The organism is Pseudomonas sp. TAA207, assembly GCF_001529285.1.
Taxonomy (GTDB): domain Bacteria; phylum Pseudomonadota; class Gammaproteobacteria; order Pseudomonadales; family Pseudomonadaceae; genus Aquipseudomonas; species Aquipseudomonas weihenstephanensis.
Window position 1 is genome coordinate 67,128 of record NZ_LLWJ01000070.1, and the last position, 15,700, is coordinate 82,827.

The 15,700-nt window shown below is 59.0% G+C and carries 13 protein-coding genes; 12 read left to right on the top strand and 1 reads right to left on the bottom strand.

Annotated features, from left to right (window positions below):
- Positions 1–551: 551 nt before the first annotated feature.
- From AP059_RS17150 to AP059_RS17180, 7 genes are read left to right on the top strand one after another with little or no spacing between them, the layout of a single operon-like run.
- Positions 552–2,174: a methyl-accepting chemotaxis protein gene (locus tag AP059_RS17150; RefSeq protein WP_059764444.1), complete on the top strand. Its 1,623-nt coding sequence runs from the start codon at positions 552–554 to the stop codon at positions 2,172–2,174.
- The gene (locus tag AP059_RS17155) at positions 2,174–2,689 is read left to right on the top strand and encodes a chemotaxis protein CheW (RefSeq protein ID WP_059764447.1); all 516 of its coding nucleotides are present in this window, start codon (positions 2,174–2,176) and stop codon (positions 2,687–2,689) included. Before AP059_RS17150 ends, AP059_RS17155 begins: the two co-directional genes overlap by 1 nt.
- Positions 2,686–3,951 (top strand): CheR family methyltransferase, encoded by a 1,266-nt coding sequence (locus AP059_RS17160; protein WP_059764449.1) that lies wholly within the window; start codon positions 2,686–2,688, stop codon positions 3,949–3,951. The genes AP059_RS17155 and AP059_RS17160 overlap by 4 nt, the downstream gene beginning before the upstream one ends.
- Positions 3,948–4,640: a chemotaxis protein CheW gene (locus AP059_RS17165; RefSeq protein ID WP_059764451.1), complete on the top strand. Its 693-nt coding sequence runs from the start codon at positions 3,948–3,950 to the stop codon at positions 4,638–4,640. Before AP059_RS17160 ends, AP059_RS17165 begins: the two co-directional genes overlap by 4 nt.
- A complete protein-coding gene (locus tag AP059_RS17170; RefSeq protein WP_059764453.1) occupies positions 4,637–6,916 on the top strand; it encodes a hybrid sensor histidine kinase/response regulator in 2,280 nt (759 codons plus the stop codon). Before AP059_RS17165 ends, AP059_RS17170 begins: the two co-directional genes overlap by 4 nt.
- On the top strand, positions 6,913–7,923 hold the full coding sequence (locus tag AP059_RS17175) for a chemotaxis response regulator protein-glutamate methylesterase (RefSeq protein WP_059764455.1): 1,011 nt from the start codon (positions 6,913–6,915) through the stop codon (positions 7,921–7,923). Before AP059_RS17170 ends, AP059_RS17175 begins: the two co-directional genes overlap by 4 nt.
- A gap of 52 nt (positions 7,924–7,975) precedes the next feature.
- On the top strand, positions 7,976–8,977 hold the full coding sequence (locus AP059_RS17180) for a response regulator (RefSeq protein WP_059764457.1): 1,002 nt from the start codon (positions 7,976–7,978) through the stop codon (positions 8,975–8,977).
- A gap of 75 nt (positions 8,978–9,052) precedes the next feature.
- Here the strand turns inward: AP059_RS17180 and AP059_RS17185 are convergent, their stop codons facing one another.
- On the bottom strand, positions 9,053–9,841 hold the full coding sequence (locus AP059_RS17185) for a class I SAM-dependent methyltransferase (protein ID WP_059764459.1): 789 nt from the start codon (positions 9,839–9,841) through the stop codon (positions 9,053–9,055).
- Positions 9,842–10,215: 374 nt separating this feature from the next.
- On the opposite strand from AP059_RS17185, the gene prfB reads away from it, so the two are divergent.
- The 5 genes from prfB (at position 10,216) to AP059_RS17215 (ending at position 15,661) form a co-directional block, all read left to right on the top strand.
- Positions 10,216–11,311, top strand: a protein-coding gene (prfB, locus tag AP059_RS17195; protein ID WP_120752346.1) for a peptide chain release factor 2 whose coding sequence is annotated in 2 segments (ribosomal slippage) — positions 10,216–10,287 and positions 10,289–11,311 — 1,095 coding nt in all. Because the reading frame shifts where the segments join, the coding sequence is not laid out codon by codon here.
- 116 nt (positions 11,312–11,427) lie between these two features.
- Positions 11,428–12,930 carry a lysine--tRNA ligase gene (gene lysS, locus AP059_RS17200; protein ID WP_059764463.1) on the top strand — a complete coding sequence of 501 codons (1,503 nt, stop codon included), beginning with the start codon at positions 11,428–11,430 and terminating at the stop codon, positions 12,928–12,930.
- Between the two features lie 151 nt (positions 12,931–13,081).
- On the top strand, positions 13,082–13,798 hold the full coding sequence (locus AP059_RS17205) for a TetR/AcrR family transcriptional regulator (RefSeq protein WP_059764465.1): 717 nt from the start codon (positions 13,082–13,084) through the stop codon (positions 13,796–13,798).
- 12 nt (positions 13,799–13,810) lie between these two features.
- Complete coding sequence (locus AP059_RS17210) at positions 13,811–14,359, top strand: hypothetical protein (protein WP_059764467.1); 549 nt, start codon at positions 13,811–13,813, stop codon at positions 14,357–14,359.
- Between the two features lie 24 nt (positions 14,360–14,383).
- Positions 14,384–15,661, top strand: a complete 1,278-nt coding sequence (locus AP059_RS17215) for a flavohemoglobin expression-modulating QEGLA motif protein (RefSeq protein ID WP_059764470.1) — start codon at positions 14,384–14,386, stop codon at positions 15,659–15,661.
- Positions 15,662–15,700 lie beyond the last annotated feature (39 nt).

The window sequence follows — 15,700 nt, forward strand, 5'->3', positions numbered from 1 at the left end:
AAAGACACGCGCAGTCCGCGACCTGCTTTAGATCTGCTTTTGACGTGGCTTTTGATCTACCCGCCCCTTCGGGACAGACGTGTCGGGCCAAGGATGGCCCGTCACGGCGTGCCCCCGCAGCAGCACCTGCGCTCAGCCTCCTGTGAGGGTCTTCGTCGTTCAACCCATTTGAGTGACGGCAGTCGCATCGCTAAAAGCAGCAGTAAGCCACCTGGGGATCACGGGTTTTCGGGAGGTTTCACACACGCCATCGACCTCAAACACTTGGCCACCACGCCGGCGATGTGACTGCGTGATGGCTGTGACGTGCTCAGCGTGCTGGGCTGGCGCCTGCAACCCACCTCAAGCGGCTGTGTGCCAAGCCGCTCGCCGCCACATGAGGTGGCGGCCTGGCGGTAGAACGCCCTGATGATGTCGCCTTGGCGATTACAGATGTAATCCTAGGTAAGTTTTTTACCTGATCCATGTGAGATCGGTCTCAAACCTCGTGCGAATCATCCTGCACCCTCGGCTATACTCCCCTTCATTTGAACGGCACCCGAGGATCGACTGTGAAGAACTGGACGTTACGCCAACGCATCTTGGCGAGCTTTGCCGTAATCATTGCCATCATGCTGTTGATGATCGTCGCAGCGTATTCACGCCTGGTCTCGATTGAAACCAGTGAAGAGAAAGTGCGCACCGACTCCATTCCCGGTTTGTATTACAGCTCCATGATCCGCAGTGCCTGGGTCGACAGTTACGTTCAGACCTTGCACCTGATGAATGATGTAACCGGTCGCCCGCTCACCAAAGAGGAAAAAGACCTCTACACGTCCTATGAAGCTCGTCTGGAAAAAGAACTGGCCGGTTATCGCTCGACCATCAGCGACGGCACGGATGAGTCGGAATATGAAGCGTTTTTAGTGCGCCATAAAGCCTACGACGCCTCGCTGGACACGGTGGTCGCGCTGTTCGAAAAGAACGACATGGATCAAGCTCGGCGCCTGCTGGTAGAGCAACTGACGCCCGCGTGGAACGCAGGCCGTCAGCAACTCAATAAAGTGATTGAAGACAACCAAAACTCGGCCATTCATGCCAGCAACAACATTTCTGACGCGGTGCTGGCGGCCAAGGCCAGCATGCTGGTGTCAGTGCTGATTGCCGTGATCGCGGCCAGTGTGTGCGGCTTCCTGTTGCTGCGCGCGATTATGTCGCCGATGCAGCGCATTGTGTCGATCCTCGAAGTGATGCGTTCCGGTGACTTGAGCAAGCGCCTGAACCTGGAGCGTAAAGACGAGTTCGGCGCTGTCGAAACTGGCTTCAACGACATGATGGCCGAATTGACGGCGCTGGTGTCTCAGGCCCAGCGCTCCTCGGTGCAGGTCACGACGTCGGTCACTGAAATCGCCGCCACCTCCAAGCAGCAACAGGCCACCGCCACTGAAACCGCCGCCACCACCACTGAAATCGGCGCCACGTCGCGCGAAATCGCGGCCACCTCGCGTGATCTGGTACGTACCATGACCGAAGTCACGTCGGCGGCCGATCAAGCCTCGATTTTGGCCGGTTCCGGGCAACAGGGCCTGGCGCGGATGGAAGACACCATGCATCAGGTCATGGGGGCGGCCGATCTGGTGAACGCCAAGCTGGCGATTCTGAACGAGAAGGCCGGCAATATTAATCAGGTGGTGGTGACCATCGTTAAAGTGGCCGACCAAACCAACCTGCTGTCGCTCAACGCTGCGATTGAGGCCGAGAAAGCCGGTGAATACGGACGCGGCTTTGCCGTGGTGGCCACCGAAGTGCGCCGCTTGGCTGACCAGACGGCCGTGGCCACGTATGACATTGAGCAAATGGTGCGTGAGATTCAGTCCGCCGTGTCGGCGGGTGTGATGGGCATGGACAAGTTTTCCGAAGAGGTGCGCCGCGGCATGTCCGAGGTGCAGCAGGTGGGCGAGCAGTTGTCACAGATCATTCATCAGGTACAGGCCCTCGCGCCTCGTGTGTTGATGGTCAATGAAGGCATGCAGGCACAAGCCACCGGCGCCGAGCAGATCAACCATGCGCTGGTGCAGTTGGGCGATGCCAGCAGCCAGACCGTTGAGTCCTTGCGCCAGGCCAGCTTTGCCATTGACGAGCTGAGCCAGGTGGCGGTCGGGCTGCGCAGCGGCGTTTCGCGATTCAAAGTCTGATGAGTGAACCTCTCGCCCCGCGCGAAGTCGCCAAAGCGTCGAAAAACAGCCTTTTTCTGGTGTTTTATATTGGCGCCGAGCGCTATGCCTTACAGGCTATCGACGTGGTTGAAGTGTTGCCGCGTTTGCCGCTTAAACCCATCGCCCATGCGCCCGCGTGGGTGGCAGGGGTGTTTGCGCATCGTGGCCAGATGGTGCCGGTGATTGATGTGAGTGCCATGACCTTTGGCCAACCGGCCGTCGAGCGCACCAGTACCCGCCTGGTGTTGGTCAATTATCAGGGCCGTTTGTTGGGGCTGGTGCTGGAGCAGGCCAACGAGATGTTGCGCTGCAACCCGGCGGACTTTCAGCCCTATGGGCTGGATAACCGGGAGGCCCCTTATTTGGGACCGGTGCGCAAAGATGCGCAGGGGTTGTTGCAGTGGATTCGCGTCAACGACCTGCTAACGCCAGCAGTAGGCGGGTTGTTGTTCACTGACGCGGACCCCGATCTGTCTGGGCAGGCCCGCGCATGAGTGCTGATCAGCGTTTTTTTGACTTTCTTAAACGTCAGATCGGTCTGGATGTGGCGTCAGTAGGGCCGGCGATTATTGAGCGGGCCGTGCGCCAGCGGTGTACGGCATTGAACATGGCCGACCACGATCAGTATTGGCAGTGGCTCAATAGCTCGCAGGACGAGCAGCAAGCGCTGATCGAATCAGTGATCGTGCCCGAGACCTGGTTTTTCCGTTATCCCGAATCCTTTGTCACGCTGGGACGGCTGGCCCGCGAGCATCTGGCGGCGCACAGCAGCCCACGGGTGCTGCGCATTTTGAGCCTGCCGTGTTCAACCGGCGAAGAGCCTTATTCGATTGCGATGGCGATGTTTGACGCAGGCTTTGCCGCGCATCAGTTCAAGGTCGATGCGCTGGATGTCAGCCCGCTGTCGGTGCAGCGCGCCCAGCGGGCGGTGTATGGCAAAAACTCATTTCGCGGGCAGAACATCGAATTTCGTGAGCGCTATTTCACCCTTGAGGAGGACGGCTATCAGCTGTGCGCGCGGGCGCGTGAGCAGATCACGTTCCATGTGGGTAACCTGCTCGACCCTGCACTGATGGCCAACCAACCCGCGTATGACTTCGTGTTTTGCCGCAATCTGCTGATTTACTTCGATCTCATAACGCAGAAGCAAGCACTGGACGCGCTCAAACGCATGACGCGTACCGATGGTGTGTTGTTTATCGGCCCGGCCGAGGGCAGCCTGCTCAACGGGTTGGGCATGCGCTCAATCAATGCGCCGCAGTCGTTTGCGTTTTGCCACAGCCAGGAGCCGCCGCCTGCGGTGATGCCCCCGCGGGTGGAGCGCAAGCCGCAAGCGCGGCCTTTGCCGCCGCTCACAGCGCCCGTCAATCGGCCCTTTATTGCCCGCCCGCAAACGCTCACGCAGCCGTCAGCGCCCACGTTGGACGAACCCGCGCAATTGCTCGAAAAAATCGCCACGCTGGCCAATGAAGGCAATAGCCGCCAAGCGCGCGCCGCTTGTGAGCTGAGCTTGCAACGCCACGGCCCGCAGGCGCAGGTGTTTTATTGGTTGGGCCTGCTCAGTGATGTCGAAGGGCAGACCGCCCAGGCGCAAGCGTTCTATCGCAAGGCGTTGTATCTGGAACCTCAACATGCCCAGGCGCTGGCGCAGTTGGCCGCGTTGCTGGCCTCGTTGGGCGATGTCGCCGGAGCCCAGCGTTTGCAGGCCCGAGCTGCGCGCAATGAGCGTTCGGTTCAGAGTGAGCGTAAACAATGAACGGTTTAACAGCCCAAAGCTTGATCCACACCGAAGCCCTGGCGATTGATGATTGCTGGAACCGCATCGGTGTTTATGGCAATAAATCCTGCCCGTTATTGGCTGAGCATATTCACTGTCGCAACTGTTCGGTGTACTCGGCAGCGGCAACCCGCTTGCTTGATCGCTATTCATTTGAGCAGGACGGCCAAGACCTTGCCGCTGCGCCCGACCTTGAACATAAAGTGGCGACACGTTCGCTGATGATGTTTCGCATGGGCGGTGAATGGTTGGGACTGGCCACCGGTTGCCTGGACGAGGTGGCGCCGATGCAGTCGATCCATTCGTTGCCCCACCAGCGTTCGCGTGCCTTGTTGGGCGTTGCCAACGTGCGGGGTACGCTGGTGCCTTGCCTGTCGCTGGTCGAATTGCTGGGGCTGGACCCGACCGTGACCGTGAGCGTGACGGCATCACAGCGGGTGATGCCGCGCATGCTGATTGTGGCCGCGCCGGGCGGGCCGGTGGTGCTGCCGGTGGATGAAGTCGACGGCATTCATAACATTGAACAACGGGTGTTAAACACTGCCTCGCTCTCGGGCGAGCACGCCAGCGCCAAATTCACCCGGGGTGTGTTGCCGTACAAGGCCCGCAGCCTGCGCTGGCTGGATGAAGAGCAATTGCTCAGCGCCATTACCCGGAGCCTCACATGACCCCCGAGCAAATGCGCGATGCCTCGTTGCTGGAGCTGTTCAGCCTGGAGGCTGAAACCCAAACCCAAGTACTGAATGCGGGTTTACTGGCGCTGGAGCGCAACCCGACTCAGGCCGATCAGCTTGAAGCGTGCATGCGCGCGGCGCATTCGCTCAAAGGTGCAGCGCGCATTGTCGGGGTGGATGCCGGGGTCAGCGTCTCTCATGTGATGGAGGATTGCCTGGTCAGCGCTCAGGAAGGCCGCTTGTACCTGTTGCCTGAGCACATTGATGCCTTGTTGCAAGGCACTGACCTGTTGATGCGCATTGCAACACCGGGCAACACGGTCAGCGCGGCGGATGTCGAGGCCTATGTGGCGCTGATGAATCGCCTGCTCGATCCCTCGCAAATTCCCGCGCCAGTGGTAGCCCCGGTTTTTGATGTGTCGCAACTGCTGCTGGCACCCCAGCCGCAGGCGCCGCAACCCACGTTCGAGCCGCCGCTGGCGGCTGAACCTGCACAGCGCCCGCAACGGCGCACGGAAAGTGGCGAGCGGGTACTGCGCGTCACCGCAGAGCGCCTCAACAGCTTGCTGGATTTATCCAGTAAGTCGCTGGTCGAAACCCAGCGGCTCAAGCCTTATCTGGCCACCTTGCAGCGCCTTAAGCGGATCCAGAGCACCAGCCTGCGGGCGTTGGACAGCCTCGGTGATCAACTCAAAGTGGTCGGTCTGAGCCATGAGGCGCAAGAAGCCTTGGCCGAGGCCCGGCGCTTGTTGGCCGAATCACAGCACGTGCTCAGTGAGCAGACCGCTGAGCTGGACGAGTTCGGCTGGCAGGCGAGCCAGCGCGCGCAGTTGCTGTATGACACGGCGCTGGCATGCCGCATGCGCCCGTTCGCCGATGTATTGGCCGGGCAAGAGCGCATGGTGCGTGACCTGGGCCGCAGCCTGGGCAAGCAGATACGCCTGGAAATTGAAGGCGAAAAAACCCAGGTTGACCGCGACGTATTGGAAAAGCTCGAGGCACCCCTTACCCATTTGCTGCGTAACGCGGTTGATCACGGCATCGAGTTGCCCGAGCAGCGGTTGTTGGCGGGTAAACCGGTTGAAGGGCTGATTCGCTTGCGAGCCTCGCATCAGGCCGGTTTGCTGGTGCTGGAATTGAGCGATGACGGCGCGGGCGTGGACCTTGAACGCTTGCGCCGCACCATCGTCGAGCGCCAACTTTCGACCGAAGCCACGGCCGCCCAGCTCAGTGAAGAAGAGCTGCTGACCTTTCTGTTTTTGCCCGGCTTCAGCCTGCGCGACACCGTGACCGAAGTGTCCGGGCGCGGGGTGGGGCTGGACGCCGTGCAGCACATGGTGCGCCTGCTGCGCGGGGCGATTGTGCTGGAGCAAACGGGGGGGCAGGGCAGCCGTTTCCATTTGGAAGTGCCGCTGACCTTGTCGGTGGTGCGCAGCCTGGTGGTGGAGGTCGGCGACGAAGCCTACGCCTTCCCGCTGGCGCATATCGAACGCATGCGCGACCTGCAACCCGACGACATCGTACAGCTCGAAGGGCGCCAGCATTTTTGGCATGAGGGCCGCCACGTAGGCTTGGTCGCCGCCAGCCAGTTGCTGCAACGCCCGCCCAGCCAGAACGATGACGAAACCCTCAAAGTGGTGGTGATTCGCGAGCGCGATGTGGTCTACGGGGTGGCGGTGGAGCGTTTTATTGGCGAGCGCACGTTGGTCGTATTGCCCCTCGATCCGCGTCTGGGCAAGGTGCAGGATATTTCGGCCGGTGCGTTGCTTGATGACGGCTCGCCGGTGCTGATCGTTGACGTCGAAGACATGCTGCGGTCTGTCGACAAACTGCTCAATACCGGGCGTCTTGAGCGTATTGATCGGCGTAATCGGCACACGGCCGAATTGGCCCGCAAGCGTATTTTGGTGGTCGACGATTCGCTCACCGTGCGTGAGCTACAACGCAAGTTGCTGCTCAATCGCGGCTATGAAGTGGCGGTGGCGGTCGATGGCATGGACGGCTGGAATGCATTGCGTGCTGAACACTTCGATTTGTTGATTACCGACATCGACATGCCACGCATGGACGGTATCGAGTTGGTGACCTTGTTACGCCGCGATAACCGTTTGCAGTCGATGCCGGTGATGGTGGTGTCCTATAAAGATCGTGAAGAAGACCGTCGGCGCGGCCTGGACGCAGGAGCCGACTACTATTTAGCCAAAGCCAGTTTCCATGACGATGCGCTGCTCGATGCAGTGGTTGAGCTCATTGGAGGAGCCCAGACATGAGAATTGCCATCGTCAACGACATGCCCATGGCGGTTGAAGCCTTGCGCCGGGCGTTGGCATTCGAGCCGGCCCATCAGGTGATCTGGGTGGCGCGAGACGGCGCAGAAGCGGTTTTGCTGTGCGCCGAAAACACCCCTGACTTGATCTTGATGGACCTGATCATGCCGGTCATGGACGGTGTGGAAGCCACCCGCCGGATCATGGCAGAAAGCCCCTGCGCGATTGTGATCGTGACGGTCGACCGTCAGCAAAATGTGCACCGTGTGTTCGAAGCCATGGGCTTTGGCGCGCTGGATGTGGTGGACACACCGGCTTTGGGCGCAGGTAACGCCAAAGAAGCCGCCGCGCCGTTGCTGCGTAAAATCTTGAACATTGGCTGGTTGGTGGGCCAACCCGACAAACGGGTAAAACCGGTGGACACGCTGCCACGCTCGCACAGCATACGCCACGGGTTGGTGGCCATTGGTTCATCGGCGGGAGGGCCAGCCGCCCTCGAAACACTGCTAACAGGGCTGCCGAGGCAGTTTGAGGCGGCGATTGTACTGGTTCAGCACGTTGATCAGGTGTTTGCAGCCGGTATGGCCGAATGGCTCAGCAGCTCGTGCGGGGTCGATGTACGGTTGGCCCGAGATGGTGAAGCGCCCCAGCCCGGGACGGTGTTGCTGGCCGGCACCAACCACCATATCCGGCTCTTGAAAAACGGCACGCTGGCCTACACGGCAGAGCCGGTGAACGAAATTTATCGGCCCTCGATTGATGTGTTCTTCGAGAGTGTTGCCAGGTTCTGGAATGGCGAGGCCGTGGGGGTGCTGCTGACCGGTATGGGCCGTGATGGCGCGCAAGGGCTCAAACTCATGCGCCAGCAAAACTTTTTGACCATTGCCCAGGACCAACAGAGCAGTTCGGTATACGGCATGCCCAAAGCGGCCGCGGCGATTGATGCCGCGGTTGAAATTCTAGCCTTGGACAAGATTGCGCCACGCTTGCTGGAGATATTTGGCAAATGAGTGACAAACCCCGGCAGGACTGGCTTGAAGGTGGTAATTCAGGTGAACGCGCATGAATGACTTGCAGTTGGACGACGTCAAAAACGACGAAAACGCAGCGATGGTGTTGCTGGTCGACGATCAGGCGATGATCGGCGAGGCCGTGCGCCGGGGGTTGGCCCTTGAGCAAAACATCGACTTCCACTTTTGTGCCGACCCGCACCAGGCCATCGCGCAAGCCATTCGCATCAAACCGACCGTGATTTTGCAGGATCTGGTGATGCCCGGCCTCGACGGCCTGACGCTGGTGCGCGAATACCGCAATCATCCGGCGACCAAAGACATCCCCATTATTGTGCTCTCCACCAAAGAGGACCCGCTGATCAAGAGCGCGGCCTTTGCGGCAGGGGCCAATGACTATTTGGTGAAACTGCCCGACAACATCGAGCTGGTGGCGCGCATTCGCTATCACTCGCGCTCCTACATGACGCTGTTGCAGCGCGATGCGGCCTACCGTGCGCTGCGGGTGAGCCAGCAGCAACTGTTGGACACCAACCTGGTGCTGCAACGGTTGATGAACTCTGACGGCCTGACCGGGCTGTCCAATCGTCGTCACTTTGACGAGTACCTTGAACTGGAATGGCGGCGTGCTTTGCGTGAACAAACCCAGTTGTCGTTGCTGATGATCGACGTGGACTACTTCAAGTCGTTCAACGACACCTTTGGCCATCTGGACGGTGATGAAGCGTTGCGCAAAGTGGCCGCCTCCATCCGCGATGCCAGCAGTCGACCCTCCGACTTGCCTGCGCGTTACGGCGGTGAAGAGTTTGCCATCGTGCTGCCCAACACCTCTCAGGGCGGAGCACGACTGGTCGCAGAAAAACTGCGTCAGGCCGTTGCGGCGTTGAAGATTGCACACATCTCGCCCGCCGAGGGCAGCAGCCTCACGATCAGCATTGGGCTGGCCACGCTCACGCCGCAACACAGCGGCAATTGCCGCGAATTGATTTCGGCGGCGGACAAGGGGTTGTACCTGGCCAAAAACAACGGGCGCAACCAAGTGGGTATCGAGTAAGCGAACGCTCGTCAGGCTCCCCGTAGCTGCTGGCGCAGGCTGCGTCTGTGCGTGCAGATGCAGCCGGGCCGGGCGTTAGTCGCCTTTCTTTCTGAGCAGCATCAGCCCGGTGGAGTACGCCGTTTTATAACGGCCAGCGCAGTAGTGTGCATACAGCGTTTGGTAGTAGTCAGTGATCGCCTGTTCGCGGATGGTTTCGTCGAACTGGCGGCGTACCTGCGTACTGGCGCCCCAATGCCAGTCCCTGAAGTCGCTGAAGTTCTCAAACTCGACGGTTTCCTCAATGCGCTGTGCGCGCACCATGTCAAAGTCGTGCAGGGTGTCCAGAATGTCCCGGCGGCTGAACCTGAAGTCATCAAACACCACCGGTTCAGTGATGCAGGGGTATTGATGGCGGATCTCCATCAAGGCTCGCTCTTGTATAAAACGCTCGTCCGGCAAGTAATCGAAATCCAGCGCGCAGGACAAAAACAAGTCACCCCCGGGCCTGATGGCGGCCGACAGTTTGTCGATCACGGTTTGTTCTTGTGGAATAAACCCTTGCAAGCAGGCTGCGCAAACGACGGCATCAAAGGGCGAAAAGTGGTCCAGGGAGTACGTCAGAAAGTCACTGATGATAAAACGCACGTTGGGCGCGGCATGCACCAGGTTGGCATAGGTAATTTTGTCCTTGGATTGATCGATGCCGATGTACTGTTCGATGTTGTTCAAATCCACAAACAGCAGGCTGTTGCCGGTGCCACAGCCGACATCCAGCACATTGCCCTGGGGCGTTGCCAATGACAGCAGTAGCTCCAGGCAGCGTTTGTTGACCTGCCGTGAATTGCGTTGAAAGCCTTGTGGGCCACACCTCAGGTTTTCCATTGCCTTGCTCCTGGTGCTTGTTTGTACGGTCAGCCCACGGGGTGTTATCACGCGACAGCAGCGCGTTAAAGGCCGTACTGGTTAGGTATAGCGAGCTTGTTGTGATGTGCAATGAAACGCCGGGTAGTCCATTTCTCTAAAGTTGGGTAACTATTCCCAAGCTGTAGTTGTGATGTGACTTCGCCTGTTTATTGTGGCGCGCCAGCTGCAAATTCGCGGTGTGCTGTATGCCTCGTAGGGCGCCGTCAGTGACGTGTTGCGCCTTGCGGGCTGCGGCAAATGGCCCATATAAGGCCGCCGGGCGGGCTGCTGTAACGGTATATTTTCGGTATACTCTTTGGCTTTGTAAAAATCGCCTACGAGTGCAGTCCGCCATGGAAATCAACCCGATCCTTAACAGCATCAAGGACCTGTCAGAGCGCTCCGAAACCATTCGGGGGTATCTTTGACTACGATCAAAAGCATGAGCGTCTGACCGAAGTCAATCGCGAGCTTGAAGATCCGAGTGTCTGGAACAACCCTTCGTACGCCCAGGAACTGGGACGCGAGCGCTCATTATTGGCGCAAATTGTAGAAACCCTCGATGAGATGCACACCGGTCTGGCCGATGCCAAAGACCTGCTGCTGATGGCTGCCGAGGAAGAAGATCAGGCCGCTGTGGATGACGTTGCCGCTGAGGTTGAACGTCTGCGCGAGTCCCTTGAAAAACTCGAATTTCGCCGCATGTTCAGTGGTGAGATGGACGCCAACAACGCTTACCTGGACATCCAGGCAGGCTCGGGCGGCACCGAAGCGCAAGACTGGGCCAATATCCTTTTGCGGATGTATTTGCGCTGGGCCGACAAGCGCGGCTTCGATGCCACCATCATGGAACTGTCTGCCGGTGAAGTGGCCGGGATCAAAGGCGCAACCGTGCACATCAAGGGTGAATACGCCTTTGGTTGGTTGCGCACCGAGATTGGCGTCCATCGTCTGGTACGCAAAAGCCCGTACGACTCGGGCAACCGTCGTCACACCTCGTTCTCGGCGGTATTCGTTTCGCCAGAGATCGACGACAACATCGAAATCGACATCAACCCCTCAGACCTGCGGATCGACACCTATCGTTCCTCCGGTGCGGGTGGTCAGCACGTAAACACCACCGACTCGGCCGTACGTATTACCCACGTACCGTCCAACACCGTGGTGAGCTGCCAGAACGAACGTTCGCAGCACGCGAACAAAGACACCGCGATGAAAATGCTGCGGGCACGTTTGTACGAGCAGGAAGTGCAAAAGCGCAACGCCGCTTCCCAGGCGCTGGAAGACACCAAGTCGGACATCGGCTGGGGTCACCAGATCCGTTCGTACGTACTCGATGCTTCGCGCATTAAAGATTTGCGTACCAATATAGAACGCAGCGATTGCGACAAAGTGCTCGACGGCGACATCGACGAGTACCTGATAGCGAGCCTGAAACAAGGGCTGTAAGTCGCGCAACACCCGTAAAGTGCGCCGCTGAGGCGCTGCCCCGTGAGGGCCGCCAACGCCCGCTCCCCCCTGCCGCAAGGCGGGGGCAACGAACCTGTGATGGAATTTTTTAAGACATGAGCGACCAACAACTCGACCCGCAAGATGTGCAACAGGAAGAAAACGCCCTGATCGCCCTGCGCAAGGAAAAACTTGCAGCCGAGCGCGCCAAGGGCAATGCCTTCCCGAACGACTTCCGCCGTGACAGCCTTTGCGCCGACCTGCAAAAGCAGTACGCGCAAGCGACCAAGGAAGAGCTGGCCGAGGCGGCCATCCCGGTCAAGGTTGCGGGTCGCATCATGCTTAACCGTGGCTCGTTCATGGTGATCCAAGACATGAGCGGTCGCATTCAGGTCTACGTCAACCGTAAAACCCTGCCGGAAGACACCCTGGCCGAAGTCAAAACCTGGGACTTGGGCGACATCATTGCCGCTGAAGGCACCCTGGCCCGTTCCGGCAAAGGCGACCTGTACGTTGAAATGACCAACGTGCGTCTGCTGACCAAATCCCTGCGTCCGCTGCCCGACAAGCACCACGGCCTGACCGACACCGAGCAGCGTTATCGCCAGCGTTACGTTGACCTGATCGTCAACGAAGACGTGCGTCACACCTTCCGTGTACGTTCGCAAGTGATTGCCCACATCCGCAGCTTCCTGATGGCACGCGACTTCCTTGAAGTCGAAACGCCGATGCTGCAAACCATCCCGGGCGGTGCTGCGGCCAAGCCGTTCGAAACCCACCACAACGCCCTTGATATGGACATGTACCTGCGTATCGCGCCAGAGCTGTTCCTCAAGCGCCTGGTGGTCGGCGGCTTTGAAAAAGTGTTCGAGATCAACCGTAACTTCCGTAACGAAGGCGTGTCGACCCGTCACAACCCTGAATTCACCATGTTGGAGTTCTATCAGGCGTACGCCGACTACGAAGACAACATGGACCTGACCGAAGAGCTGTTCCGTGAACTGGCGCAGCTGGTTCTGGGCAGCACCGACGTGCCTTACGGCGACAAAGTGTTCCACTTCGGTGAACCGTTTGTGCGTTTGTCGGTGTTCGACTCGATCCTCAAGTACAACCCTGAGCTGACCGCCGATGACCTGAACGACATCGACAAGGCGCGCGCCATCGCCAAGAAAGCCGGGGCCAAGGTGCTGGGTTTCGAAGGTCTGGGCAAATTGCAGGTGATGATTTTCGAAGAACTGGTCGAGCACAAACTGGAACAGCCGCACTTCATCACCGAGTACCCGTTCGAGGTGTCGCCACTGGCACGCCGTAACGACGATAACCCGAACGTGACCGATCGTTTCGAGCTGTTTATCGGTGGTCGTGAAATCGCCAATGCTTACTCCGAGCTCAACGATGCTGAAGATCAGGCTGAGCGCTTCATGGCTCAGGTCGCTGATAAAGACGCAGGCGACGACGAAGCCATGCACTACGACGCTGACTTTGTGCGTGCGCTGGAGTACGGCATGCCGCCAACGGCCGGTGAAGGTATCGGCATCGACCGTCTGGTGATGTTGTTGACCAACTCACCGTCGATCCGCGACGTGATCCTGTTCCCGCACATGCGCCCACAAGCGTAACGTTGCGAAATAAGAAGCCGCCGCCAAGGGCGGCTTTTTATTGCCTGCTGCCCCGTGGTGTATGCCGTGCAATCGCTGGCGCAGGCGGCTATTGCGCCCAAAACGGGCGCATTTCAGGCACAGCCATCGTCTTCAATAAAAGGAAACATTCGTGAACCTTGTCCAGGCACAAACCGGTGCCGTAGATGTTGCCACGGCGGTGGCCGGTAGCGTCCAGTATCAAGGCCGTAAAGCCAGTCGACATGGCAGTGAGCGGCGTCGGCAACTGATTCTGGATGCCGCGATGCGCATTGTGTTGCGCGATGGCGTGCGCGGAGTGCGCCATCGTGCAGTCGCTGGCGAGGCGGGCGTGCCGCTCTCGGCGACCACCTATTACTTCAAAGACATCGATGACCTGATCCACGATACCTTCGCCCAGTACGTGGAGCGCAGTGCGGCCTTTATGGCCAAATTGTGGCAAAGCACTGAGGGCAAGCTGCGCGAAATGGTGGCGTACGGCGATGGCAGCCCGCAGTCGCGCTCACAACTGGCCGATGAAATCGCGGCCATGACGGCGCACTATGTGGAGCACCAATTGCTGACCCGGCGTGACCAGTTGCGCGCCGAGCAGGCGTTCCATCAGGCCGCGTTGCTTAACCCTCGGCTGGCCGTACTGGTGCGGGCACACGAGCAAATATTTTTGCAGGGCACGTGTCAGATCTTTCAGGTGCTGGGTTCCAAACAGCCGCAGCAGGATGCCAATGTCTTGACGGCGATTATCGGTCGGATGGAATATCAGGCCCTACTCAATGGCGCGCAGCCAGCAGTCGACGCAGAGCGGCTCGCTATCCTCACGCGCTACATGCACTTGGTGTTGGCCGCTTTATAGAAGGATGCAGGCATGAAAGGTTGGCGCGTAATGCTTCTGGCAGTCTCGTTTTTACTGTTGAACGGTTGTCTGGTCACCTTCAAGCAAGCCCCTTTGGTGGCACAAACGGCCCCGCAGTCGCTGCTGGGCAAATGGAGCAGCAAAGACGCCTGGGGGCAGGCGCGCCATTTGAATATTCGTGCCATTGATAAAACCCGTTATCAAGCCGAGGTTTACCCCAAGGGCGAGCCCAAGGCCCGTAAGCGCTACACCTTCATCGTCGCCCGGCACGGCAATCGTTGGTACGCCTCGGCGGCGTTGCCGGCAAACGTGGGTGGCGATTACACACTCAATGGCTTTGAACTGACCGACGCAGGCGAACTGGTGGTGTATGACCTTGACCTTGAGCAGATCCGTCAGGCCATCGGTCAGTCCGCGTTGAGCGGCGACACGGTGGAAACCGCCGAGGGGACTGGCGTACAGATCAACAGCCCATCGGCTAAAGTGTTTGCTTATCTGGATGACCCGGCGAACTCCGACGTGTTTGTCGAAATCGCCCGCTATCAGCGCGTGGCCAAGTAACAGCCCACATCTAAGGAGCACCGGGTGGACGATTATCAACGCACGATTCGTACCTTGTCAGACCGCATCGTGCTGGCCCAAACCCCGATCCGCGTGCTGGATGCGGTGAAGTGGGATGACAGCATCCGTCAGGGGTTTCTCAAGGCCAAGGGCAGGCAAATGCCAGCCGTGGACCGCGATTACTACCTGGGGCGGCCGCTGTCGTTTGATTCGGGCGCGGTGAAGCTGGAGTTTCAGAACATCGAACGTGATATTACCCGCCAGTTGGGTCAGTTCAACCCGGTGGGGCAGATCATGCGCCGCATGTGCAAAGAGTACCGAATGGTGGTGCGCATGCTCGAAGCGCGTGGCACTGAAGATTTCGGGCTGATCTCGCAGGAACTCTACGGCGCGGCCTCCGATGCGTTCCACGCGGGCGACCCGACGCTGGCCGATCTGGGGCTGATGATGTCGGACTATCTGGACAACATCGATGATCGCGGCGCGCTTAAAGACGAAGCCAAAACCCTGACCGCCAAAGACGCGGTGAACATGCTGCAAAGCCGACTGAACAAGGTGTTCGGTGAGGCCGAGGAGACCATCCGCGTTTTTGAGTCTGACGGCATCGTCGCCGATGCGGCGGCGGGTGCGGACTACATCAAGATTCGCACCGATGCGATGTTCAACGAACGCGATGTGCGGGCGCTGGAAGTTCACGAAGGGCTGGTGCATGTCGGCACCACGCTCAACGGGTTGAACCAACCGATCTGTACTTTTCTGGCCAAAGGCCCGCCGTCTTCGACGGTGACGCAGGAGGGGCTGGCAATTTTGATGGAAATCATCACCTTTGCCTCCTACCCCAGCCGCTTGCGCAAATTGACCAACCGCACCCGCGCCATTCACATGGTGGAGGAGGGCGCAGACTTTATGCAGGTGTATGAGTTCTTCCGTGAGCAAGGCTTTGAAATGCCTGAAAGCTATGGCAATGCGAGTCGGGTATTCCGTGGGTCAGTGCCCAATGGCCTGCCATTCACCAAAGACTTGTCCTACCTCAAGGGCTTCATCATGGTTTACAACTACATTCAGTTGGCCGTGCGTAAAGGCAAGCTGGAGCAAGTGCCGCTGTTGTTTTGTGGCAAGACCACGCTGGAAGACATGCGCACCCTGCGCCAGTTGGTGGATGAAGGGCTGGTGGTGGCGCCCAAATACTTGCCTGAGCAGTTTCGTGACATGAACGCGCTGGCGGCCTGGATGTGCTTCTCCAACTTCCTCAATCATTTGAGCCTGGACCGGATCGAAGCGGATTATTCCAACATTCTGTAACGCTTCGGTAGCGCCCGCGGGGTGACAGGCCCCTCTTTA